This is a genomic window from Metapseudomonas otitidis (genome assembly GCF_900111835.1).
Lineage (GTDB): Bacteria > Pseudomonadota > Gammaproteobacteria > Pseudomonadales > Pseudomonadaceae > Metapseudomonas > Metapseudomonas otitidis.
In genome coordinates, this window is the sequence record NZ_FOJP01000027.1 from 1 (window position 1) to 19,282 (window position 19,282).

31 protein-coding genes are annotated in these 19,282 nt (G+C 60.8%); 30 read left to right on the forward strand and 1 reads right to left on the reverse strand.

Features of this window, described 5'->3' with window-relative positions:
* The 30 genes from BM198_RS26720 to katG all read left to right on the forward strand — a co-directional run.
* Nucleotides 1-99: EF-Tu C-terminal domain-related protein (locus BM198_RS26720; protein ID WP_018149684.1), on the forward strand; the 99-nt coding region annotated here is incomplete at its 5' end.
* Between the two features lie 158 nt (nucleotides 100-257).
* Nucleotides 258-569 carry a 30S ribosomal protein S10 gene (rpsJ, locus tag BM198_RS26725; protein WP_003243886.1) on the forward strand — a complete coding sequence of 104 codons (312 nt, stop codon included), beginning with the start codon at nucleotides 258-260 and terminating at the stop codon, nucleotides 567-569.
* Nucleotides 570-654: 85 nt separating this feature from the next.
* On the forward strand, nucleotides 655-1,290 hold the full coding sequence (rplC, locus tag BM198_RS26730) for a 50S ribosomal protein L3 (protein ID WP_044410965.1): 636 nt from the start codon (nucleotides 655-657) through the stop codon (nucleotides 1,288-1,290).
* Between the two features lie 14 nt (nucleotides 1,291-1,304).
* On the forward strand, nucleotides 1,305-1,907 hold the full coding sequence (gene rplD, locus BM198_RS26735; RefSeq protein WP_044410967.1) for a 50S ribosomal protein L4: 603 nt from the start codon (nucleotides 1,305-1,307) through the stop codon (nucleotides 1,905-1,907).
* Nucleotides 1,904-2,203, forward strand: a complete 300-nt coding sequence (rplW, locus tag BM198_RS26740; protein ID WP_044410970.1) for a 50S ribosomal protein L23 — start codon at nucleotides 1,904-1,906, stop codon at nucleotides 2,201-2,203. Before rplD ends, rplW begins: the two co-directional genes overlap by 4 nt.
* 11 nt (nucleotides 2,204-2,214) lie before the next feature.
* On the forward strand, nucleotides 2,215-3,036 hold the full coding sequence (rplB, locus tag BM198_RS26745) for a 50S ribosomal protein L2 (RefSeq protein ID WP_074973761.1): 822 nt from the start codon (nucleotides 2,215-2,217) through the stop codon (nucleotides 3,034-3,036).
* A gap of 14 nt (nucleotides 3,037-3,050) precedes the next feature.
* Nucleotides 3,051-3,326, forward strand: a complete 276-nt coding sequence (gene rpsS / locus BM198_RS26750) for a 30S ribosomal protein S19 (protein ID WP_027590504.1) — start codon at nucleotides 3,051-3,053, stop codon at nucleotides 3,324-3,326.
* Between the two features lie 13 nt (nucleotides 3,327-3,339).
* Nucleotides 3,340-3,672, forward strand: a complete 333-nt coding sequence (rplV, locus tag BM198_RS26755) for a 50S ribosomal protein L22 (protein WP_044410997.1) — start codon at nucleotides 3,340-3,342, stop codon at nucleotides 3,670-3,672.
* Nucleotides 3,673-3,685: 13 nt separating this feature from the next.
* Complete coding sequence (gene rpsC / locus BM198_RS26760) at nucleotides 3,686-4,372, forward strand: 30S ribosomal protein S3 (RefSeq protein WP_044411000.1); 687 nt, start codon at nucleotides 3,686-3,688, stop codon at nucleotides 4,370-4,372.
* A 12-nt stretch (nucleotides 4,373-4,384) separates the two neighbouring features.
* Entirely contained in the window at nucleotides 4,385-4,798 is a 414-nt protein-coding gene (rplP, locus tag BM198_RS26765) for a 50S ribosomal protein L16 (RefSeq protein ID WP_044411003.1), read from the forward strand.
* On the forward strand, nucleotides 4,798-4,989 hold the full coding sequence (gene rpmC / locus BM198_RS26770; RefSeq protein WP_044411006.1) for a 50S ribosomal protein L29: 192 nt from the start codon (nucleotides 4,798-4,800) through the stop codon (nucleotides 4,987-4,989). Before rplP ends, rpmC begins: the two co-directional genes overlap by 1 nt.
* A gap of 2 nt (nucleotides 4,990-4,991) precedes the next feature.
* Nucleotides 4,992-5,258 (forward strand): 30S ribosomal protein S17, encoded by a 267-nt coding sequence (rpsQ, locus tag BM198_RS26775; RefSeq protein ID WP_044411009.1) that lies wholly within the window; start codon nucleotides 4,992-4,994, stop codon nucleotides 5,256-5,258.
* A gap of 22 nt (nucleotides 5,259-5,280) precedes the next feature.
* On the forward strand, nucleotides 5,281-5,649 hold the full coding sequence (gene rplN / locus BM198_RS26780; protein WP_003448734.1) for a 50S ribosomal protein L14: 369 nt from the start codon (nucleotides 5,281-5,283) through the stop codon (nucleotides 5,647-5,649).
* Nucleotides 5,650-5,661: 12 nt separating this feature from the next.
* A complete protein-coding gene (gene rplX, locus BM198_RS26785; protein ID WP_069562478.1) occupies nucleotides 5,662-5,976 on the forward strand; it encodes a 50S ribosomal protein L24 in 315 nt (104 codons plus the stop codon).
* 19 nt (nucleotides 5,977-5,995) lie between these two features.
* Nucleotides 5,996-6,535, forward strand: a complete 540-nt coding sequence (rplE, locus tag BM198_RS26790; RefSeq protein WP_044411014.1) for a 50S ribosomal protein L5 — start codon at nucleotides 5,996-5,998, stop codon at nucleotides 6,533-6,535.
* Between the two features lie 13 nt (nucleotides 6,536-6,548).
* Nucleotides 6,549-6,854 (forward strand): 30S ribosomal protein S14, encoded by a 306-nt coding sequence (rpsN, locus tag BM198_RS26795; protein ID WP_044411017.1) that lies wholly within the window; start codon nucleotides 6,549-6,551, stop codon nucleotides 6,852-6,854.
* Nucleotides 6,855-7,041: 187 nt separating this feature from the next.
* Nucleotides 7,042-7,434, forward strand: coding sequence for a 30S ribosomal protein S8 (gene rpsH, locus BM198_RS26800; RefSeq protein WP_069565396.1), 393 nt, complete (start codon nucleotides 7,042-7,044; stop codon nucleotides 7,432-7,434).
* 12 nt (nucleotides 7,435-7,446) lie between these two features.
* On the forward strand, nucleotides 7,447-7,980 hold the full coding sequence (rplF, locus tag BM198_RS26805; RefSeq protein ID WP_044411021.1) for a 50S ribosomal protein L6: 534 nt from the start codon (nucleotides 7,447-7,449) through the stop codon (nucleotides 7,978-7,980).
* Nucleotides 7,981-7,990: 10 nt separating this feature from the next.
* Nucleotides 7,991-8,341, forward strand: coding sequence for a 50S ribosomal protein L18 (gene rplR / locus BM198_RS26810; protein ID WP_074973763.1), 351 nt, complete (start codon nucleotides 7,991-7,993; stop codon nucleotides 8,339-8,341).
* A 3-nt stretch (nucleotides 8,342-8,344) separates the two neighbouring features.
* The gene (gene rpsE, locus BM198_RS26815; RefSeq protein WP_044411025.1) at nucleotides 8,345-8,845 is read left to right on the forward strand and encodes a 30S ribosomal protein S5; all 501 of its coding nucleotides are present in this window, start codon (nucleotides 8,345-8,347) and stop codon (nucleotides 8,843-8,845) included.
* A 2-nt stretch (nucleotides 8,846-8,847) separates the two neighbouring features.
* A complete protein-coding gene (gene rpmD / locus BM198_RS26820; RefSeq protein ID WP_036991154.1) occupies nucleotides 8,848-9,024 on the forward strand; it encodes a 50S ribosomal protein L30 in 177 nt (58 codons plus the stop codon).
* Nucleotides 9,025-9,027: 3 nt separating this feature from the next.
* Entirely contained in the window at nucleotides 9,028-9,462 is a 435-nt protein-coding gene (rplO, locus tag BM198_RS26825; RefSeq protein WP_069562476.1) for a 50S ribosomal protein L15, read from the forward strand.
* Nucleotides 9,463-10,791, forward strand: a complete 1,329-nt coding sequence (secY, locus tag BM198_RS26830) for a preprotein translocase subunit SecY (RefSeq protein WP_044411046.1) — start codon at nucleotides 9,463-9,465, stop codon at nucleotides 10,789-10,791.
* Nucleotides 10,792-10,821: 30 nt separating this feature from the next.
* A complete protein-coding gene (gene rpmJ, locus BM198_RS26835) occupies nucleotides 10,822-10,938 on the forward strand; it encodes a 50S ribosomal protein L36 (RefSeq protein ID WP_003093693.1) in 117 nt (38 codons plus the stop codon).
* Between the two features lie 134 nt (nucleotides 10,939-11,072).
* A complete protein-coding gene (gene rpsM, locus BM198_RS26840; protein ID WP_044411054.1) occupies nucleotides 11,073-11,429 on the forward strand; it encodes a 30S ribosomal protein S13 in 357 nt (118 codons plus the stop codon).
* 32 nt (nucleotides 11,430-11,461) lie between these two features.
* On the forward strand, nucleotides 11,462-11,851 hold the full coding sequence (gene rpsK, locus BM198_RS26845; RefSeq protein WP_003093689.1) for a 30S ribosomal protein S11: 390 nt from the start codon (nucleotides 11,462-11,464) through the stop codon (nucleotides 11,849-11,851).
* A gap of 16 nt (nucleotides 11,852-11,867) precedes the next feature.
* Nucleotides 11,868-12,488 carry a 30S ribosomal protein S4 gene (gene rpsD / locus BM198_RS26850; RefSeq protein WP_044411057.1) on the forward strand — a complete coding sequence of 207 codons (621 nt, stop codon included), beginning with the start codon at nucleotides 11,868-11,870 and terminating at the stop codon, nucleotides 12,486-12,488.
* Nucleotides 12,489-12,510: 22 nt separating this feature from the next.
* Nucleotides 12,511-13,512, forward strand: coding sequence for a DNA-directed RNA polymerase subunit alpha (locus BM198_RS26855; protein WP_044411060.1), 1,002 nt, complete (start codon nucleotides 12,511-12,513; stop codon nucleotides 13,510-13,512).
* Nucleotides 13,513-13,556: 44 nt separating this feature from the next.
* The gene (rplQ, locus tag BM198_RS26860; protein ID WP_016490551.1) at nucleotides 13,557-13,946 is read left to right on the forward strand and encodes a 50S ribosomal protein L17; all 390 of its coding nucleotides are present in this window, start codon (nucleotides 13,557-13,559) and stop codon (nucleotides 13,944-13,946) included.
* A 178-nt stretch (nucleotides 13,947-14,124) separates the two neighbouring features.
* Nucleotides 14,125-16,347 carry a catalase/peroxidase HPI gene (gene katG, locus BM198_RS26865; RefSeq protein WP_074973765.1) on the forward strand — a complete coding sequence of 741 codons (2,223 nt, stop codon included), beginning with the start codon at nucleotides 14,125-14,127 and terminating at the stop codon, nucleotides 16,345-16,347.
* Nucleotides 16,348-16,393: 46 nt separating this feature from the next.
* On the opposite strand, the gene uvrA is transcribed toward katG, so the two are convergent.
* Nucleotides 16,394-19,228 (reverse strand): excinuclease ABC subunit UvrA, encoded by a 2,835-nt coding sequence (uvrA, locus tag BM198_RS26870; protein ID WP_074973767.1) that lies wholly within the window; start codon nucleotides 19,226-19,228, stop codon nucleotides 16,394-16,396.
* Between the last annotated feature and the right edge of the window lie 54 nt (nucleotides 19,229-19,282).

Below are 19,282 nucleotides of genomic sequence, written 5' to 3' on the forward strand. Positions count from 1 at the left end.
CTGATCGCTCCGATCGCCATGGAAGATGGCCTGCGCTTCGCAATCCGCGAAGGCGGTCGTACCGTTGGCGCCGGCGTCGTCGCCAAGATCATCGAGTAATCGACGATCCTGTGTCAGAGAAAAGGGCCCTTCGGGGCCCTTTTCTTTTGGATTGGTTAAAAGTTGACACCCCCTGGGGCCGTCCGTACAATTGCGCCTCCTTTTAACAGGCGTAGTCCGTCTGTTGGGGGCAAGCAGAGATAGAGTCTGAGGTCAAAATGCAAAACCAACAAATCCGTATTCGGTTGAAGGCTTTTGACCATCGCCTGATCGATCAATCCACCCAGGAAATCGTGGAAACCGCGAAACGTACTGGTGCTCAGGTGCGTGGTCCGATTCCTCTGCCTACTCGCAAGGAGCGGTATACCGTTCTGATTTCTCCGCACGTCAACAAAGACGCGCGCGATCAGTACGAAATCCGCACTCATAAGCGTGTTCTGGACATCGTCCAGCCGACGGATAAAACCGTTGACGCGCTGATGAAGCTCGACCTTGCTGCAGGCGTGGAAGTGCAGATCAGCCTCGGCTAATGACCTTCGGGTTCTTAGTCGTGTAACGCTCTGAAATGGGCGGCCATAGCGGGTGAAAGCCCCGTACACTCATGAGGTTTACAACATGACTATTGGTGTAGTCGGTCGTAAGTGCGGCATGACCCGCATTTTCACCGAAGAAGGTGTCTCCATTCCGGTTACGGTCATCGAGATCGAGCCGAATCGTGTGACCCAATTCAAAAGCGAAGAGTCCGATGGCTATCGCGCCGTGCAGGTAACTGTCGGTGAGCGTCGTGCCTCTCGCGTAACCAAGGCCCAGGCCGGTCACTTCGCCAAGGCGAGCGTGGCTGCTGGTCGTGGTGTCTGGGAGTTCCGTCTTGAAGAAGGCGAGTACCAGGCAGGCGATCAGATCACCGCCGAGATCTTCCAGGCTGGTCAGCTGGTTGATGTCACGGGTCAGTCCAAAGGTAAAGGCTTCGCCGGTACCATCAAGCGCTGGAATTTCCGTGGTCAAGACAATACCCACGGCAACTCCGTTTCTCACCGCGTCCCGGGCTCCATTGGCCAGTGCCAGACTCCTGGTCGTGTCTTCAAGGGCAAGAAAATGTCCGGTCACCTCGGTGCCGAGCGCGTAACCGTCCAGTCCCTGGAAGTGGTTCGTGTCGATGCTGAGCGCAACCTGCTGCTGGTCAAGGGTGCTGTTCCTGGCGCCACCGGTGGCGACGTGCTCGTGCGTCCGGCTGCCAAGGCTCGCGGTTAAGAGAGGAAGCTGAGATGCAATTGAATGTAAGTGGCGCTCAGGCTATCGAAGTCAGCGAGCGTACCTTTGGTGGTGAGTTCAACGAGACCCTGGTTCACCAAGCTGTCGTAGCCTACATGGCTGGCGGTCGTCAGGGCACCCGTGCGCAGAAGACCCGCTCCGAAGTTTCCGGTGGTGGCAAGAAGCCGTGGCGTCAGAAGGGCACTGGTCGTGCTCGTGCTGGCACCATTCGCAGCCCCATCTGGCGCTCCGGTGGTACCACCTTTGCTGCCAAGCCCCAGGATCACTCCCAGAAGCTCAACAAGAAGATGTACCGCGCAGCTCTGCGCTCCATCCTCTCCGAGCTGGTTCGTCAGGATCGTCTGGTTGTAGTGCCTGAGTTCGCTGTTGAAGCGCCGAAGACCAAAGCCCTGCTGGGCAAGCTGAATGGTCTGGGTCTGAGCGACGTGCTGATCATCTCCGATGACGTCGACCAGAACCTGTACCTTGCCGCTCGCAACCTGCCTCACGTCGATGTGCGTGATGTCCAGGGTTCCGATCCGGTAAGCCTGATCGCCTATGACAAGGTGCTGGTCACCGTGTCGGCCATCAAGAAATTCGAGGAGCTGCTGGCATGAACCAGGAACGCGTATTCAAAGTGCTGGTTGGCCCGCACATCTCCGAGAAGGCTACCGTTCTGGCAGATGGCAAGAGCCAATTCGTCTTCAAGGTTGCTTCCGATGCAACCAAGCTGGAAATCAAGAAGGCCGTAGAGAGCCTGTTCAGCGTGAAGGTCGCCGCAGTCAACACCCTGAACGTAAAGGGCAAGACCAAGCGCACCGTTCGTGGTCTGGGCAAGCGCAATGACTGGAAGAAAGCGTATATCGCTCTCCAGCCTGGCCAAGATCTCGATTTCGCCAGCAGCGCTGAGTAAAGGGGTGCATCATGGCAATCGTTAAATGCAAACCGACTTCCGCTGGCCGCCGTTTCGTGGTCAAGGTCGTCAACCAGGATCTGCACAAGGGTGCTCCCTATGCTCCGCTGGTTGAGAAGAAGTCCAAGTCCGGTGGTCGTAACAACAACGGCCGCATCACCACTCGCCACATTGGTGGTGGTCACAAGCAGCATTACCGCCTGGTCGACTTCCGTCGCAACAAGGACGGTATCCCTGCCGTTGTAGAGCGTATCGAATACGATCCGAACCGTACTGCGCACATCGCTCTGCTGAAGTACGCCGACGGCGAGCGTCGCTACATCATCGCTCCCAAGGGCGTTGTGGCGGGTGATCAGCTGATCTCCGGTACCCATGCACCGATCAAGGTTGGCAACACCCTGCAGCTGCGCAATATCCCGGTTGGTAGCACCGTTCACGGTGTCGAGCTGAAGCCGGGTAAAGGTGCTCAACTGGTGCGTTCCGCTGGTGCTTCCGCTCAGCTGGTCGCCCGTGAAGGTGCCTATGTAACCCTGCGTCTCCGCTCCGGCGAAATGCGCAAGATTCTGGCCGAGTGCCGTGCGACCCTGGGCGAAGTCTCGAACTCCGAGCACAGCCTGCGTTCGCTGGGCAAGGCTGGTGCCAAGCGCTGGCGTGGCGTTCGTCCGACCGTTCGTGGTGTTGCCATGAACCCGGTCGACCACCCGCATGGTGGTGGTGAAGGTCGTACTTCTGGTGGTCGTCATCCGGTTTCGCCGTGGGGCTTCCCGACCAAGGGTGCGAAGACTCGCGCGAACAAACGCACTGACAACATGATTGTCCGTCGCCGTAAATAATCGAGGATACGACTGTGCCGCGTTCTCTGAAAAAAGGTCCCTTTATCGATCTTCACCTGTTGAAGAAGGTCGAAGTGGCGGTGGAAAAGAACGATCGCAAACCGGTCAAGACCTGGTCGCGTCGTTCCATCGTTCTGCCGCAGATGGTCGGTCTGACCATCGCTGTACACAACGGTCGCCAGCATGTCCCCGTTCTCGTGAACGAAGACATGGTCGGCCACAAACTGGGCGAGTTCGCCGCTACCCGCACCTATCGCGGGCATGCTGCGGACAAAAAGGCCAAGCGTTAAGGGGTAAGGAAAGATGGAAGTAGCCGCTAAGCTGTCGGGCGCTCGAATCTCCGCCCAGAAAGCCCGCTTGGTCGCCGACCAGATCCGCGGGAAGAAGGTGGGCGAGGCGCTCAACCTGCTGTCCTTCAGCAGCAAGAAAGCCGCTGAAATCATGAAGAAAGTGCTGGAGTCGGCCGTTGCCAACGCCGAGCACAACGAAGGCGCTGATGTGGATGACCTCAAGGTCTCCACCGTTTTCGTTAACGAAGGGCGTTCGCTGAAGCGCATCATGCCGCGTGCCAAGGGCCGCGCTGATCGCATCGTCAAGCGGTCTTGCCATATCACTGTCAAGGTTGCGGACAAGTAACGGAGTCGATCAGATGGGTCAGAAAGTACATCCCACTGGCATTCGCCTGGGAATCGTCAAGGAGCACACCTCCGTCTGGTACGCAGATAAGCGCACTTATGCCGACTATCTGTTTGCCGATCTGAAGGTCCGTGAGTACCTCCAAGACAAACTAAAAAGCGCGTCCGTAAGCCGTATCGATATCCATCGTCCGGCTCAAACCGCACGCATCACCATCCACACCGCTCGTCCCGGTATCGTGATCGGCAAGAAGGGTGAGGATGTCGAGAAGCTGCGCCAGGACCTGACCAAGCAAATGGGTGTGCCTGTGCACATCAACATCGAAGAGATCCGCAAGCCGGAACTCGACGGTATGCTGGTTGCTCAGAGCGTTGCTCAGCAGCTCGAGCGTCGCGTTATGTTCCGTCGCGCCATGAAGCGTGCGGTACAGAACGCCATGCGTCTTGGTGCCAAAGGCATCAAGATCCAGGTCAGTGGTCGTCTCGGCGGTGCCGAGATCGCGCGTACCGAGTGGTACCGCGAAGGCCGTGTGCCCCTGCACACCCTGCGCGCCGACATTGATTACGCAACCTACGAGGCTCACACCACTTACGGTGTGATCGGTGTGAAGGTTTGGATCTTCAAGGGCGAGGTCATTGGTGGCCGCCAGGAAGAGCTGAAGCCCGTAGCGCCCGCTCCTCGTAAAAAAGCTGCTAAGTAAGGAGTACGCAAAATGCTGCAACCCAAGCGTACAAAATTCCGCAAGCAGATGACCGGCCACAACCGTGGTCTGGCTCACCGCGGTAGCAAGGTCAGCTTCGGCGAGTTCGCCCTGAAGGCGGTTTCTCGCGGTCGTCTCACCGCTCGCCAGATCGAAGCGGCACGTCGTGCCCTGACCCGTCACGTGAAGCGTGGTGGCAAGATCTGGATCCGTGTATTCCCCGACAAACCTGTCACCAAGAAGCCCCTCGAAGTTCGTATGGGTAAAGGTAAGGGTGGCGTCGAGTACTGGGTAGCCCAGATCCAGCCGGGCAAAGTGCTCTACGAAATCGAGGGTGTTTCCGAAGAGCTGGCGCGTGAGGCCTTCGCCCTGGCTGCTGCAAAGCTGCCGCTCGCCACCTCCTTTGTTAAGCGGACGGTGATGTGATGAAAGCGAATGAACTTCGTGAAAAAACCGCAGAGCAGCTGAACGAGCAACTGCTCGGTCTGCTGCGCGACCAGTTCAACCTGCGTATGCAGAAGGCAACTGGCCAGTTGGGGCAGTCTCACCTGCTCTCGCAAGTGAAGCGCGACATCGCTCGCGTCAAGACTGTGCTGAACCAGCAGGCAGGTAAGTGATCATGGCTGAAGCTCAGAAAACCGTCCGCACGCTGACCGGCCGCGTCGTCAGCGACAAGATGGACAAAACCATCACCGTCCTGATCGAGCGCCGTGTAAAGCACCCGATCTACGGTAAATACGTGAAGCGCTCGACCAAGCTGCACGCTCACGACGAAACCAACCAGTGCCGCATCGGCGACAAGGTCACCATCCGTGAGACCCGTCCGCTGGCCAAGACCAAGTCCTGGGCGCTGGTGGAAATCGTCGAACGTGCCGTGGAAGTCTAAGGACTAAGGGTCGGAGAAAGATATGATTCAGACTCAATCCATGCTCGACGTCGCTGACAACAGCGGTGCTCGTCGCGTTATGTGCATCAAGGTCCTGGGTGGTTCGCACCGTCGTTATGCCGGTATCGGCGATATCATCAAGGTCACCGTCAAGGAAGCGATTCCCCGTGGCAAGGTCAAGAAAGGCCAGGTGATGACTGCTGTCGTGGTCCGCACCAAGCACGGTGTTCGCCGTCCTGATGGCTCCATCATCCGCTTCGACGGCAACGCTGCTGTTCTGCTGAACAACAAGCAAGAGCCGATCGGTACCCGCATCTTCGGGCCTGTGACCCGTGAGCTTCGTTCCGAGAAGTTCATGAAGATCGTCTCGCTCGCCCCTGAAGTGCTGTAAGGAGAAGCCGTCATGCAAAAGATTCGTCGTGACGACGAGATCATCGTCATCGCCGGCAAAGACAAGGGCAAGCGTGGCAAGGTGCTCAAGGTTCTCGCTGACGACCGTCTGGTCGTCGGTGGGATCAACCTGGTGAAGCGCCACACCAAGCCGAACCCGATGTCCGGCATCCAGGGCGGTATCGTCGAGAAGGAGGCGCCCCTGCACGTCTCCAACGTCGCCATCTTCAATAGCGAAACCAACAAGGCTGACCGCGTTGGCTTCAAGATCGAAGACGGCAAAAAAATTCGTGTCTTCAAGTCCACCCAGAAGCCGGTTGGCGCTTGAGAATCATAGGTAGAACACCATGGCACGACTGAAAGAGATTTACCGGAAGCAAATCGCGCCCAAGCTGAAAGAAGAGCTGAAGCTGGCTAACGTGATGGAAGTTCCGCGTGTTACCAAGATCACCCTGAACATGGGTCTCGGCGAAGCTATCGGTGACAAGAAAGTCATCGAGAACGCAGTGGCCGACCTGGAAAAGATCACCGGTCAGAAGGCCGTCGTGACCTACGCCCGCAAGTCCATTGCCGGCTTCAAGGTTCGCGAGGGTTGGCCGATCGGTGTCAAGGTGACGCTGCGCCGCGATCGTATGTACGAGTTCCTGGATCGCCTGCTCTCCATCTCCCTGCCGCGCGTTCGTGACTTCCGCGGCCTGAATGCCAAGTCCTTCGATGGTCGCGGCAACTACAGCATGGGTGTGAAAGAGCAGATCATCTTCCCGGAAATCGATTACGACAAAATCGATGCGCTGCGTGGTCTGGACATCACCCTGACCACCACCGCCCGCAATGATGATGAAGGTCGCGCTCTGCTGCGCGCTTTCAACTTCCCCTTCCGCAACTGATTGGAGCAGGAATATGGCCAAACAGAGCATGAAGAACCGCGAGCTGAAGCGTCAGCTGACGGTCGCCAAGTACGCCAAGAAGCGTGCTGAGCTCAAAGCTATCATTGCCAACCCGAACTCCACTCCGGAAGCGCGTTGGGAAGCCCAGGTAGCCCTGCAGAAGCAGCCGCGTGACGCCAGCGCATCGCGCCTGCGTAACCGCTGCCGCATCACTGGCCGTCCGCACGGCGTCTACCGCAAGTTCGGGCTGTCCCGTAACAAGCTGCGTGAAGCCGCCATGCGTGGTGACGTTCCCGGTCTGGTCAAAGCCAGCTGGTGATGTCGAAGGTCGACGCCAGTCGTCGGCCTTTCATGGATGTGCCGAATCAAGCCCCGCAAGGGGCTTGATTCGTTTCTAGGGTCTCTCTAGAATATTCGGCTCGCCCGATTCAGGCCTTCTTGTGCCTGGAGCTCGCAGGTGACTCTAGCCGCAAGGCTATTCTTTTGTATTTAGGAGCAACTAGCCCATGAGTATGCAGGACCCGTTAGCGGACATGCTAACTCGTATCCGTAATGCCCAGATGGCTGAAAAGTCTGTCGTAAGCATGCCGTCCTCCAAGCTGAAGGTGGCGGTAGCCAACGTTCTGAAGAACGAAGGTTACATCACGGGATACCAGGTCAGCAGCGATGTTAAGCCTCTGCTGTCCATCGAGCTGAAGTACTTCGAAGGCCGTCCGGTCATTGAAGAGCTGAAGCGCGTAAGTCGTCCTGGCCTGCGCCAGTACAAGTCCGTCGATCAGCTGCCGAAGGTTCGTGGCGGTCTGGGCGTTTCGATCGTGTCCACCAACAAAGGTGTGATGACTGATCGTGCTGCTCGCGCCGCTGGCGTTGGTGGCGAAGTGCTTTGCACTGTGTTCTAAGGGGGTTGAAGCATGTCTCGCGTTGCTAAGAACCCCGTCAAGCTGCCCGCTGGCGTTGAAATCAAGCTGGCTGGTCAGCAACTTTCCGTTAAGGGCGCCAAGGGCACTCTTGAGCTGAAAGTACATCCGTCCGTGGAAATCCTGCAGGAAAACGGCGAGCTTCGCTTTGCCGCTCGCAACGGCGACCAGCAGAACAAGGCCATGGCCGGTACCACCCGTGCGCTGGTGAACAACATGGTCGTAGGCGTCAGCCAAGGCTTCGAGCGCAAGCTCCAGCTGGTCGGCGTCGGCTACAAGGCTCAGGCCAAAGGCCAAGTGCTGTCCCTGGCTCTCGGCTTCTCCCATCCGGTTGACTACGAGCTTCCGCAAGGCGTAACCGCTGAAACCCCCAGCCAAACCGACATCCTGATCAAGGGTATCGACAAGCAGCTGGTTGGTCAGGTGGCCGCCGAGATCCGCGACTTCCGTCCGCCGGAGCCTTACAAAGGCAAGGGTGTACGTTACGCCGATGAAGTCGTGCGTCGTAAAGAAGCTAAGAAGAAGTAGGGCATAGCAAATGAGCGTAAAGAAAGAAACTCGTCTGCGTCGCGCTCGCAAGGCACGCCTGAAAATGCGCGAGCTGGAAGCCGTACGCCTCTGCGTATACCGCTCTTCCCAGCACATCTACGCCCAGGTCATTTCGGCCGACGGCGCCAAGGTCCTGGCCAGCGCCTCGACTCTGGACAAAGAACTGCGTAGCGATGCCACCGGCAACGTTGACGCGGCCAAGAAAGTCGGCCAGCTGGTTGCCGAGCGCGCGAAAGCCGCTGGTGTTACCCAGGTAGCGTTCGATCGTTCTGGCTTCAAGTACCACGGTCGCGTCAAGGCGCTGGCCGATGCTGCTCGTGAAGGCGGGCTGGAGTTCTAAGTTATGGCGAACAACGAGCAAAAGCGCGACGAAGGCTACATCGAGAAGCTGGTTCAGGTTAACCGCGTTGCCAAGACCGTAAAGGGTGGTCGTATCTTCACCTTCACCGCGCTGACCGTGGTGGGTGATGGTAAAGGTCGCGTCGGTTTCGGTCGCGGCAAGTCCCGCGAAGTGCCTGCTGCAATCCAGAAGGCCATGGAAGCTGCCCGTCGCAACATGATCCAGGTCGAACTGGATGGCACCACCCTGCAGTACCCCATCAAGTCCGCTCACGGCGCCTCCAAGGTGTTCATGCAGCCGGCTTCCGAAGGTACCGGGATCATCGCCGGCGGCGCCATGCGCGCTGTCCTGGAAGTGGCAGGTGTCCAGAACGTCCTGGCCAAGTGCTACGGCTCTACCAATCCGGTGAACGTGGTTTATGCCACCTTCAAGGGCCTGAAGAACATGCAGTCCCCTGAAGCTGTTGCAGCCAAGCGTGGCAAGAGCGTCGAGGAGATTCTCTGATCATGGCTACTGTAAAAGTTACGCTGGTCAAGAGCGTGAATGGCCGCCTGGCCAACCACAAAGCCTGCGTCAAGGGCCTTGGCCTGCGTCGTATCGGTCACACCGTAGAGGTTCAGGACACTCCTGAGAACCGCGGTATGATCAACAAGGCTTACTACCTTCTGCGTGTCGAGGGTTAATCCATGAAACTGAACGATCTGCGTTCCGCGCCGGGTGCCCGTCGCGAGAAGCACCGTCCGGGCCGTGGCATCGGTAGCGGTCTGGGCAAGACCGGTGGCCGTGGTCACAAAGGTCAGACCTCTCGCTCCGGTGGTACCATCGCTCCCGGCTTCGAGGGTGGTCAACAGCCCCTGCATCGCCGCCTGCCGAAGTTCGGCTTCGTTTCCCTGAAGGCCATGGACCGCGCAGAAGTGCGCACCTCCGAGCTGGCCAAGGTGGAAGGCGATGTCGTCACTCTGCAAGCGCTGAAGGATGCCAACGTGATCAACCAGAACGTGCAGCGTGTAAAAGTCATGCTGTCCGGCGAAGTTGCTCGCGCGGTTACCCTGAAGGGCATCGCCGCCACCAAAGGTGCGCGTGCGGCCATCGAAGCAGCTGGCGGTAAGTTCGAGGACTAAATGGCTAAGCAAGGTGCTCTCTCCGCGCTCAGCAATGGCGGATTGTCCGAGCTCTGGGCTCGACTGCGTTTCCTGTTCCTGGCGATCATCGTCTATCGGATCGGCGCGCACATCCCAGTGCCCGGTATCAACCCGGACCGGCTGGCCGAACTGTTCCGGCAGAACGAGGGGACCATTCTTAGCCTGTTCAACATGTTTTCCGGCGGCGCGCTGGAGCGCATGAGCATTTTTGCACTGGGGATCATGCCGTATATCTCGGCCTCGATCATCATGCAGCTCATGACCGCTATCAGCCCGCAGCTGGAGCAGTTGAAGAAGGAAGGTGAAGCTGGCCGTCGCAAGATCAGCCAGTACACCCGCTATGGCACCGTAGCCCTAGCACTGGTTCAGGCCATCGGCATGGCTGTTGGCCTGGCAAGTCAGGGCGTCGCTTTCTCGACTGATTTCGGCTTCCACTTCGTGGCAGTCACCACCTTCGTGGCGGGTGCGCTGTTCATGATGTGGCTGGGCGAGCAGATCACCGAGCGCGGTGTCGGCAACGGTATCTCGATGCTTATCTTCGCGGGCATCGTTGCCGGTCTGCCGAGAGCGATCGGGCAGTCTTTCGAGTCTGCTCGTCAGGGCGATATCAACATCTTCGCCCTGATCGCCATCGGCCTCCTGGCTGTTGCGATCATCGGTTTTGTGGTGTTCATCGAGCGTGGTCAGCGCCGTATCGCGGTGCACTATGCCAAGCGTCAGCAGGGCCGCAAGGTTTTTGCTGCGCAGAACAGCCACCTGCCGCTGAAGGTGAACATGGCGGGCGTGATCCCGGCCATTTTCGCCAGCAGTATCCTGCTGTTCCCGGCCTCGCTGGGCGCATGGTTCGGTCAGTCCGAGAAAATGGGCTGGCTGCAGGACCTCTCGCAGGCGATCGCTCCTGGTCAGCCGTTGAACATTCTGCTGTTTAGCGCAGGGATCGTTTTCTTCTGCTTCTTCTACACAGCGCTGATGTTCAACCCGAAAGACGTGGCGGAGAACCTGAAGAAGTCCGGTGCCTTTATCCCGGGTATTCGTCCTGGTGAGCAGTCTGCGCGCTACATCGATGGCGTTCTGACTCGTCTGACCATGTTCGGTGCCCTGTACATGACGGCTGTCTGCCTGCTTCCCCAGTTCCTTGTGGTTGCGGCAAACGTTCCGTTCTACCTTGGCGGGACCTCGTTGCTGATCGTGGTCGTGGTTGTGATGGACTTTATGGCCCAAGTACAGTCGCACCTCGTTTCGCACCAGTATGAATCCCTCATGAAGAAAGCCAACCTGAAGGGCTACGGCGGCGGAATGCTCCGCTGACGCAGTGCCGTAAGGTTCTAGGAGTTACTGATGAAAGTTCGTGCATCGGTGAAGAAGCTGTGCCGTAACTGCAAGATCATTCGCCGCGACGGTATCGTTCGCGTGATCTGCAGCGCGGAGCCGCGTCACAAACAGCGCCAAGGCTGAGTGTGATTCACGCGTCGTGAGCCCGGCAGCTAGTGTGCTGCCGGGTTGATTATTCGTTATTACAGCGCTAATATCGCGCGCCCTATTTCTTGGCTTCCGGGGCACCGATAGCTGTCAACTGGAGTTTTCATTGAATGGCCCGTATTGCAGGCGTCAACATTCCAGATAACAAGCACACTGTTATCTCGCTGACCTACATCTACGGTGTTGGTCGCACCACCGCGCAGAACATCTGTGCGGCCACCGGCGTCAACCCGTCGGTGAAAATCAAGGATCTGACCGACGAGCAGCTCGAACAGCTGCGTGGCGAAGTGGCCAAGCTCACCACCGAGGGTGACCTGCGCCGCGAGATCAACATGAACATCAAGCGTCTGATGGACCTGGGTTGCTACCGCGGCCTGCGTCACCGTCGTGGTCTGCCTGTTCATGGCCAACGCACCAAGACCAACGCGCGCACCCGCAAGGGCCCGCGTAAGCCGATCCGCAAGTAATTTTGCGCCCGCGAATCGACAGGAATTAAGTCATGGCTAAGCCTGCTGCTCGTCCCCGTAAGAAAGTCAAGAAGACAGTGGTTGATGGGATCGCCCATATCCACGCTTCTTTCAACAACACCATCGTGACCATCACCGACCGTCAGGGCAACGCTCTGTCTTGGGCGACCTCCGGTGGTTCCGGTTTCCGTGGCTCCCGTAAGAGCACCCCGTTCGCTGCCCAGGTGGCTGCCGAGCGTGCCGGTCAGGCTGCTCTGGAATACGGTCTGAAGAACCTCGACGTCAACGTCAAGGGTCCCGGTCCGGGTCGCGAGTCCGCTGTGCGTGCTCTGAACGCCTGCGGCTACAAGATTGCCAGCATCACCGACGTGACGCCGATCCCGCACAACGGGTGCCGTCCGCCGAAGAAGCGTCGCGTGTAATAGGAGACAGTGAGAAATGGCTCGTTACATTGGTCCCAAATGCAAACTGTCCCGTCGTGAAGGCACTGACCTCTTCCTGAAGAGCGGCGCTCGTGCCCTCGAGTCCAAGTGCAACATTGAATCCGCTCCTGGTCAGCACGGTGCCCGTCGTGGCCGTCTGTCCGACTACGGCACCCAGCTGCGCGAGAAGCAGAAGGTCCGTCGTATCTACGGTGTACTGGAGCGTCAGTTCAGCGGTTACTACAAGGAAGCTGCCCGTCGCAAGGGCGCTACCGGCGAGAACCTGCTGCAACTCCTCGAGTGCCGTCTGGACAACGTCGTCTACCGTATGGGCTTCGGCGCTACCCGTTCCGAGTCCCGTCAGCTGGTTTCCCACAAGGCCATCAGCGTGAACGGCCAGACCGTCAACATCCCCTCCTATCAGGTCAAGGCTGGTGACGTAGTCGCTGTTCGCGAGAAGTCCAAGAACCAGCTTCGCATTGCTCAAGCCCTTGAGCTGTGCGCTCAGCGCGGTCGCGTTGAGTGGGTTGAAGTCGACGCCGACAAGAAGTCGGGCGTGTTCAAAAGCGTTCCGGCTCGTACTGATCTGTCCGCCGACATCAACGAAAACCTGATTGTCGAGCTCTACTCCAAGTAAGGGCTAGAAAATAGGTGCATCCATGCAGAGTTCGGTAAATGAGTTCCTGACCCCTCGCCACATCGATGTGCAAGCGGTCAGCACGACCCGCGCCAAGATCACGCTCGAGCCTCTCGAGCGTGGCTTCGGCCATACCCTGGGCAACGCGCTGCGTCGCATCTTGTTGTCCTCCATGCCTGGCTGTGCAGTAGTCGAGGCCGAAATCGACGGCGTACTCCATGAGTACAGCGCCATCGAAGGTGTTCAGGAAGACGTCATTGAAATCCTGCTCAACCTGAAAGGTCTGGCTGTCAAACTGCACGGCCGTGACGAAGTAACGCTGAACCTGGTCAAGAAAGGCCCGGGCGTTGTCACTGCTGCCGATATTCAGCTGGATCATGATGTCGAGATCGTCAACGGTGACCACGTCATCGCCAACCTGGCGGACAACGGCTCGCTGAACATGAAGCTGAAAGTGGCTCGCGGCCGTGGGTACGAACCCGCTGACGCGCGCCAGAGCGACGAAGACGAGAGCCGTAGCATTGGCCGTCTCCAGCTCGACGCTTCCTTCAGCCCGGTCCGTCGCGTTGCGTACGTCGTGGAAAACGCCCGTGTCGAGCAGCGCACCAACCTGGACAAGCTGGTCATCGACCTGGAAACCAACGGCACCCTGGATCCCGAAGAGGCTATCCGTCGCGCCGCTACCATCCTGCAACAGCAGCTGGCAGCGTTCGTGGACCTCAAAGGTGACAGCGAGCCCGTGGTCGTGGAACAGGAAGACGAGATCGATCCGATCCTCCTGCGCCCCGTCGACGACCTTGAGCTGACCGTGCGTTCGGCCAACTGCCTGAAGGCGGAGAACATCTACTACATCGGCGACCTGATTCAGCGTACCGAAGTAGAGCTGCTCAAGACTCCGAACCTGGGCAAGAAGTCCCTGACCGAGATCAAGGACGTCCTGGCCTCCCGTGGTCTGTCCCTCGGCATGCGCCTCGACAACTGGCCGCCGGCAAGTCTTAAGAAGGACGACAAGGCGACTGCCTGATCGTCGTAATCACCGAACGTCTTAGTTTGGTAAGGAATTGAACCATGCGTCATCGTAAAAGTGGCCGTCACCTCAGCCGCACCAGCGCTCACCGCAAGGCCATGTTCCAGAACATGGCGGTATCGCTGTTCGAGCACGAACTGATCAAAACCACCCTGCCCAAAGCCAAGGAACTGCGTCGCGTTGCCGAGCCGCTGATCACCCTGGCCAAGGAAGACAGCGTTGCCAACCGTCGTCTGGCCTTCGACCGTACTCGTTCGAAAGCCATCGTTGGCAAACTGTTCAACGATCTGGGCAAGCGCTACGCCAACCGTCAGGGCGGCTACCTGCGCATCCTGAAGTGCGGCTTCCGCGCTGGCGACAACGCCCCCATGGCGTACGTTGAACTGGTTGACCGTCCGGTCGCTGGTGAAGTCGAAGCCGCTGCCGAGTAATCGGTCGCTGCGAAGAAACCGGGCCTAGTGCCCGGTTTTTTTTATGCCCGCGATCTTGTAAGAGTTATTTTCTATTGTTTTGTTACGGTTAATAAATTGGCTCTCTTGCTGATGGCATTCTAATCTTTCCTCCATCGCCGGCACGGGCCGGTGACGACCTGATAAGGAGCGATCACAGATGAGCCAGAAGCCCACGACCCCCGCCCAAGCCAAGTGCCCCTTTTCCGGTGGCGGTGCACAGCATTCCGCCGGCGGTGGAACGTCCAACCGCGACTGGTGGCCTAACCAGCTGAACCTGAAGATCCTGCACCAGCACTCCAGCCTGTCCGATCCCCTGGACAGCGGCTTCGATTACGCCGAAGCCTTCAAGAGCCTCGACCTGCAGGCCCTCAAGCGTGACCTCCACGCCCTCATGACCGATTCCCAGGACTGGTGGCCCGCCGACTTCGGCCACTACGGTCCGCTGTTCATCCGCATGGCCTGGCACAGCGCCGGCACCTACCGCACGGCAGACGGCCGCGGCGGTGCGGGTACCGGCAACCAGCGTTTCGCCCCGCTCAACAGCTGGCCGGACAACGTCAACCTCGACAAGGCCCGCCGCCTGCTGTGGCCGATCAAGCAGAAATACGGCCAGAAGATCTCCTGGGCCGACCTGATGATCCTGACCGGCAACGTCGCCCTGGAGTCCATGGGCTTCAAGACCTTCGGTTTCGCCGGCGGTCGCCGCGATATCTGGGAGCCGGAAGAGGACATCTACTGGGGTTCCGAGCGCGAGTGGCTGGCCACCAGCGAGAAACCCAACAGCCGCTACAGCGGTGACCGTGACCTGGAGAACCCGCTGGCTGCCGTGCAGATGGGCCTGATCTACGTGAACCCGGAAGGCCCGGACGGCAACCCCGACCCGATCGCCGCAGCCCGTGACATCCGCGAAACCTTCGCCCGCATGGCCATGGACGACGAGGAGACCGTCGCCCTGATCGCTGGCGGCCACACCTTCGGCAAGACCCACGGTGCCGGCGACGCCGCCCATGTGGGGGCTGACCCGGAAACCGCCAGCATCGAAGCCCAGGGCCTCGGTTGGCACAGCAGTTTCGGCAGCGGCAAGGGCTCGGACACCATCACCAGTGGCCTCGAAGTCACCTGGACCCAGACCCCGGCCCAGTGGAGCCACTACTTCTTCGAGAACCTGTTCAACTACGACTGGGAACTGACCAAGAGCCCCGCCGGTGCCCACCAGTGGGTGGCCAAGGGCGCTGATGCGGTCATCCCGGATGCACACGACCCGTCGAAGATGCACCGCCCGACCATGCTGACCACCGACCTGTCGCTGCGCCTGGACCCGGCCTACGAGAAGATCTCCCGCCGCTTCCTGGCGGATCCGCAGGCCTTCGCCGACGCCTTCGCCCGCGCCTGGTTCAAGCTCACCCACCGCGACATGGGGCCGCGTGCCCGCTACCTCGGTCCGGAGGTCCCGGCTGAAGAGCTGATCTGGCAAGACCCGATCCCGGCCGTCGACCACCCGCTGGTGGACGCACAGGACATCGCCCAGCTCAAGGCACGCATCCAGGCCTCCGGCCTCTCGGTCAGCGAACTGGTGTCCACCGCCTGGGCCTCGGCCTCCACCTACCGCGGTTCCGACATGCGCGGCGGCGCCAACGGTGCCCGCATCCGCCTGGCACCGCAGAAGGACTGGGAAGCCAACCAGCCCGCGCAACTGGCTCGCGTTCTTGGCGTGCTGGAAGGCATCCAGGCCGACTTCAACCGCTCGCAAGCCGGTGGCAAGAGGGTCTCCCTGGCCGACCTGATCGTCCTCGCCGGTGGCGTGGGCATCGAGCAGGCTGCCAAGGCCGCCGGGCAGGCTCTGGAAGTGCCCTTCACCCCGGGCCGCATGGACGCCTCCCAGGAGCAGACCGACGTCGAATCCTTCGCCGTGCTGGAGCCCCTGGCCGACGGCTTCCGCAACTACCAGAAGGCGCGCTTCACCGTGACCGCCGAGGAGATGCTGGTGGACCGTGCCCAGCTGCTGACCCTCACCGCCCCGGAGATGACCGTACTGGTCGGCGGCCTGCGGGTACTGGGTGCCAACGTCGGGCAGACCGCACACGGCGTACTGACCCAGCGCCCCGGCACGCTCAGCAACGACTTTTTCGCCAACCTGCTGGACATGGGGACGGCGTGGAAGCCCACCAGCGAAGCCGCCGAGCTGTTCGAAGGCCGTGACCGCAGCAGCGGCGCCCTGAAGTGGACCGCCACCCGCGTCGACCTGGTGTTCGGTTCCAACTCGCAGCTGCGCGCCATCGCCGAGGTCTACGCCAGCGCCGACGCCCAGGCGAAGTTCACCCAGGACTTCGTTGCCGCCTGGACCAAGGTGATGAACCTCGACCGCTTCGACCTGGCCTGATCCACCGCTCCACGAAAAAGCCCCGCATCTGCGGGGCTTTTTCGTATCAGGCGCGGTCGCGCTCCAGCAACGGCTTGAGGAAGTGCCCCGTGTGGGACTGCGGCATCGCCGCCACCTCCTCCGGCGTACCGGTGGCGATGATCTGGCCGCCCTTGGAGCCGCCTTCCGGGCCCAGGTCCACCAGCCAGTCGGCCGTCTTGATCACGTCCAGGTTGTGCTCGATGACCACCAACGTGTTGCCGTGGTCCCGCAGCCGGTGCAACACGTCCAGCAGTTGCTGGATGTCGGCGAAGTGCAGGCCCGTGGTGGGCTCGTCGAGGATGTACAACGTCTTGCCGGTGTCGCGCTTGGACAGCTCGCGGGACAGCTTCACCCGCTGTGCCTCACCGCCGGAAAGGGTGGTCGCCGACTGCCCCAGGCGGATGTACGAGAGGCCCACGTCCATCAGCGTCTGCAGCTTGCGGGCGATGGCCGGCACGGCATCGAAGAACTGGCGCGCCTCCTCGATGGTCATGTCCAGCACCTCGGTGATGCTGCGGCCCTTGTACTTCACCTCCAGGGTCTCGCGGTTGTAGCGCTTGCCCTTGCACACGTCGCACGGCACGTAGATGTCCGGCAGGAAGTGCATCTCCACCTTGATCACGCCGTCGCCCTGGCAAGCCTCGCAGCGGCCGCCCTTCACGTTGAAGGAGAAGCGGCCCGGCCCGTAGCCCCGCGAGCGGGACTCCGGCACGCCGGCGAACAGCTCGCGGATCGGCGTGAACAGCCCGGTGTAGGTCGCCGGGTTGGAACGCGGCGTACGGCCGATGGGGCTCTGGTCGATGTCCACCACCTTGTCCAGATGCTGCAGCCCGTCGAAGCTGTCGTGGGGGGCTGCCTCCAGGGTGGTCGCACCGTTCAGCGCCGTCGCGGTGATGGGGAACAGGGTGTTGTTGATCAGCGTCGACTTGCCCGAACCGGACACGCCGGTGATGCAGGTCAGCAGGCCGACCGGAATCTCCAGGTCGACGTTGCGCAGGTTGTTGCCGCGCGCGCCCTTGAGCTTCAGCGATTTCTTCTTGTCGCGGGGCGTGCGGGTGGCCGGCACCTCGATCTTCACCCGACCCGACAGGTACTTGCCGGTGAGTGAATCCGGGTGGGCCATCACCTCGTCCGGCGTGCCTTCGGCGACGATCCGGCCGCCATGCACGCCGGCACCCGGGCCGATGTCCACCACATAGTCGGCCAGGCGGATGGCGTCCTCGTCGTGCTCGACCACGATCACCGTGTTGCCCAGGTTGCGCAGGTGGGTGAGGGTGGCCAGCAGGCGCTCGTTGTCACGCTGGTGCAGGCCGATGGACGGCTCGTCGAGGATGTACATCACCCCCACCAGGCCGGCACCGATCTGGCTGGCCAGGCGGATGCGCTGGGCCTCGCCACCGGAGAGGGTGTCGGCGCTGCGGTCCAGGGTCAGGTAGTCCAGGCCGACGTTCACCAGGAACTGCAGGCGCTCGCGGATCTCCTTGAGGATCTTCGCCGCGATCTCGCCCTTGCGCCCCGGCAGCTCCAGCACGCCGAAGTATTCCGAGGCCTCGCCCACCGGCAGGCCGGTCACTGCCGGCAGCGTCTTCTCGCCGACCCACACATGGCGTGCCTCGCGGCGCAGGCGGGTGCCCCGGCAATCCGGGCAGGGCTGGGTACTGAGGAACTTCGCCAGCTCCTCGCGCACGGTGTTGGATTCGGTCTCGCGGTAGCGCCGCTCCAGGTTCGGCACGATGCCCTCGAAGGGGTGGGAGCGCTTGACGATGTCGCCACGGTCGTTGAGGTAGCGGAAGTCCACGTCCTCGCGACCGCTGCCCTGCAGGATCACCCGCTGGTGCTCCGGCGCCAGGTCGTCGAACGGCTCCTCCAGGCTGAAGCCATAGTGCGCGGCCAGGGAGCCGAGCATCTGGAAGTAATAGACGTTGCGCCGGTCCCAGCCGCGGATCGCGCCTTCGGCCAGGGTCAGCTCGCCGTTGACCAGGCGCTTGGCATCGAAGAACTGCTTCACCCCCAGACCGTCGCAGGTGGGGCAGGCACCGGCCGGGTTGTTGAAGGAGAACAGCTTGGGTTCCAGCTCGCTGATGGAGTGGCCGCAATGGGGGCAGGCGAAGCGCGCGGAGAAGATGATCTCCTCGCCCGGCTCGTCGTCCATCGGCGCCACCAGCGCAATGCCGTCGGCGAGGTTGATCGCCGTCTCGAAGGATTCCGCCAGGCGCTGCTGCAGGTCGCCGCGCACCTTGAAGCGGTCCACCACCACATCGATGGAGTGCTTCTTCTGCTTGTCCAGCTTGGGCAGCTCGTCCAGCTCGTAGAGGCGGCCGTTGACCCGGGCTCGGACGAAGCCCTGGGCGCGCAGCTCGTCGAACACCGCCAGGTGCTCGCCCTTGCGCTCGCGGATCACCGGCGCCAGCAGCATCAGCTTGCGGCCCTCGGGCATGGCCAGCACCTGGTCGACCATCTGGCTCACGGTCTGCGCCTCCAGCGGCACATCGTGGTCCGGGCAGCGCGGCGTACCGGCGCGGGCGTAGAGCAGGCGCAGGTAGTCGTAGATCTCGGTGATGGTGCCCACCGTGGAGCGGGGGTTGTGGCTGGTGGATTTCTGCTCGATGGAGATGGCCGGCGACAGCCCCTCGATGGTGTCCACATCGGGCTTTTCCATCATCGACAGGAACTGCCGGGCATAGGCTGACAGCGATTCCACATAGCGCCGCTGGCCCTCGGCGTAGAGCGTGTCGAACGCCAGGGAAGACTTGCCCGAACCGGACAGCCCGGTGATCACGATCAGCTTGTCGCGGGGGAGGGTGAGGTCGACGTTCTTCAGGTTGTGGGTACGTGCCCCACGGATGAGTATCTGGTCCACAGCGGCCTCGCATGGCGAGCGGAAAACGCCCGAGTATACGGGTGCCCCCAGGGG

Coding starts and splice junctions, on each gene's coding strand:
- rpsJ (WP_003243886.1), top strand. CDS start 258: ATGCAAAACCAACAAATCCGTATTCGGTTGAAGGCTTTTGACCATCGC.
- rplC (WP_044410965.1), top strand. CDS start 655: ATGACTATTGGTGTAGTCGGTCGTAAGTGCGGCATGACCCGCATTTTC.
- rplD (WP_044410967.1), top strand. CDS start 1,305: ATGCAATTGAATGTAAGTGGCGCTCAGGCTATCGAAGTCAGCGAGCGT.
- rplW (WP_044410970.1), top strand. CDS start 1,904: ATGAACCAGGAACGCGTATTCAAAGTGCTGGTTGGCCCGCACATCTCC.
- rplB (WP_074973761.1), top strand. CDS start 2,215: ATGGCAATCGTTAAATGCAAACCGACTTCCGCTGGCCGCCGTTTCGTG.
- rplV (WP_044410997.1), top strand. CDS start 3,340: ATGGAAGTAGCCGCTAAGCTGTCGGGCGCTCGAATCTCCGCCCAGAAA.
- rpsC (WP_044411000.1), top strand. CDS start 3,686: ATGGGTCAGAAAGTACATCCCACTGGCATTCGCCTGGGAATCGTCAAG.
- rplP (WP_044411003.1), top strand. CDS start 4,385: ATGCTGCAACCCAAGCGTACAAAATTCCGCAAGCAGATGACCGGCCAC.
- rpmC (WP_044411006.1), top strand. CDS start 4,798: ATGAAAGCGAATGAACTTCGTGAAAAAACCGCAGAGCAGCTGAACGAG.
- rpsQ (WP_044411009.1), top strand. CDS start 4,992: ATGGCTGAAGCTCAGAAAACCGTCCGCACGCTGACCGGCCGCGTCGTC.
- rplN (WP_003448734.1), top strand. CDS start 5,281: ATGATTCAGACTCAATCCATGCTCGACGTCGCTGACAACAGCGGTGCT.
- rplX (WP_069562478.1), top strand. CDS start 5,662: ATGCAAAAGATTCGTCGTGACGACGAGATCATCGTCATCGCCGGCAAA.
- rplE (WP_044411014.1), top strand. CDS start 5,996: ATGGCACGACTGAAAGAGATTTACCGGAAGCAAATCGCGCCCAAGCTG.
- rpsN (WP_044411017.1), top strand. CDS start 6,549: ATGGCCAAACAGAGCATGAAGAACCGCGAGCTGAAGCGTCAGCTGACG.
- rpsH (WP_069565396.1), top strand. CDS start 7,042: ATGAGTATGCAGGACCCGTTAGCGGACATGCTAACTCGTATCCGTAAT.
- rplF (WP_044411021.1), top strand. CDS start 7,447: ATGTCTCGCGTTGCTAAGAACCCCGTCAAGCTGCCCGCTGGCGTTGAA.
- rplR (WP_074973763.1), top strand. CDS start 7,991: ATGAGCGTAAAGAAAGAAACTCGTCTGCGTCGCGCTCGCAAGGCACGC.
- rpsE (WP_044411025.1), top strand. CDS start 8,345: ATGGCGAACAACGAGCAAAAGCGCGACGAAGGCTACATCGAGAAGCTG.
- rpmD (WP_036991154.1), top strand. CDS start 8,848: ATGGCTACTGTAAAAGTTACGCTGGTCAAGAGCGTGAATGGCCGCCTG.
- rplO (WP_069562476.1), top strand. CDS start 9,028: ATGAAACTGAACGATCTGCGTTCCGCGCCGGGTGCCCGTCGCGAGAAG.
- secY (WP_044411046.1), top strand. CDS start 9,463: ATGGCTAAGCAAGGTGCTCTCTCCGCGCTCAGCAATGGCGGATTGTCC.
- rpmJ (WP_003093693.1), top strand. CDS start 10,822: ATGAAAGTTCGTGCATCGGTGAAGAAGCTGTGCCGTAACTGCAAGATC.
- rpsM (WP_044411054.1), top strand. CDS start 11,073: ATGGCCCGTATTGCAGGCGTCAACATTCCAGATAACAAGCACACTGTT.
- rpsK (WP_003093689.1), top strand. CDS start 11,462: ATGGCTAAGCCTGCTGCTCGTCCCCGTAAGAAAGTCAAGAAGACAGTG.
- rpsD (WP_044411057.1), top strand. CDS start 11,868: ATGGCTCGTTACATTGGTCCCAAATGCAAACTGTCCCGTCGTGAAGGC.
- BM198_RS26855 (WP_044411060.1), top strand. CDS start 12,511: ATGCAGAGTTCGGTAAATGAGTTCCTGACCCCTCGCCACATCGATGTG.
- rplQ (WP_016490551.1), top strand. CDS start 13,557: ATGCGTCATCGTAAAAGTGGCCGTCACCTCAGCCGCACCAGCGCTCAC.
- katG (WP_074973765.1), top strand. CDS start 14,125: ATGAGCCAGAAGCCCACGACCCCCGCCCAAGCCAAGTGCCCCTTTTCC.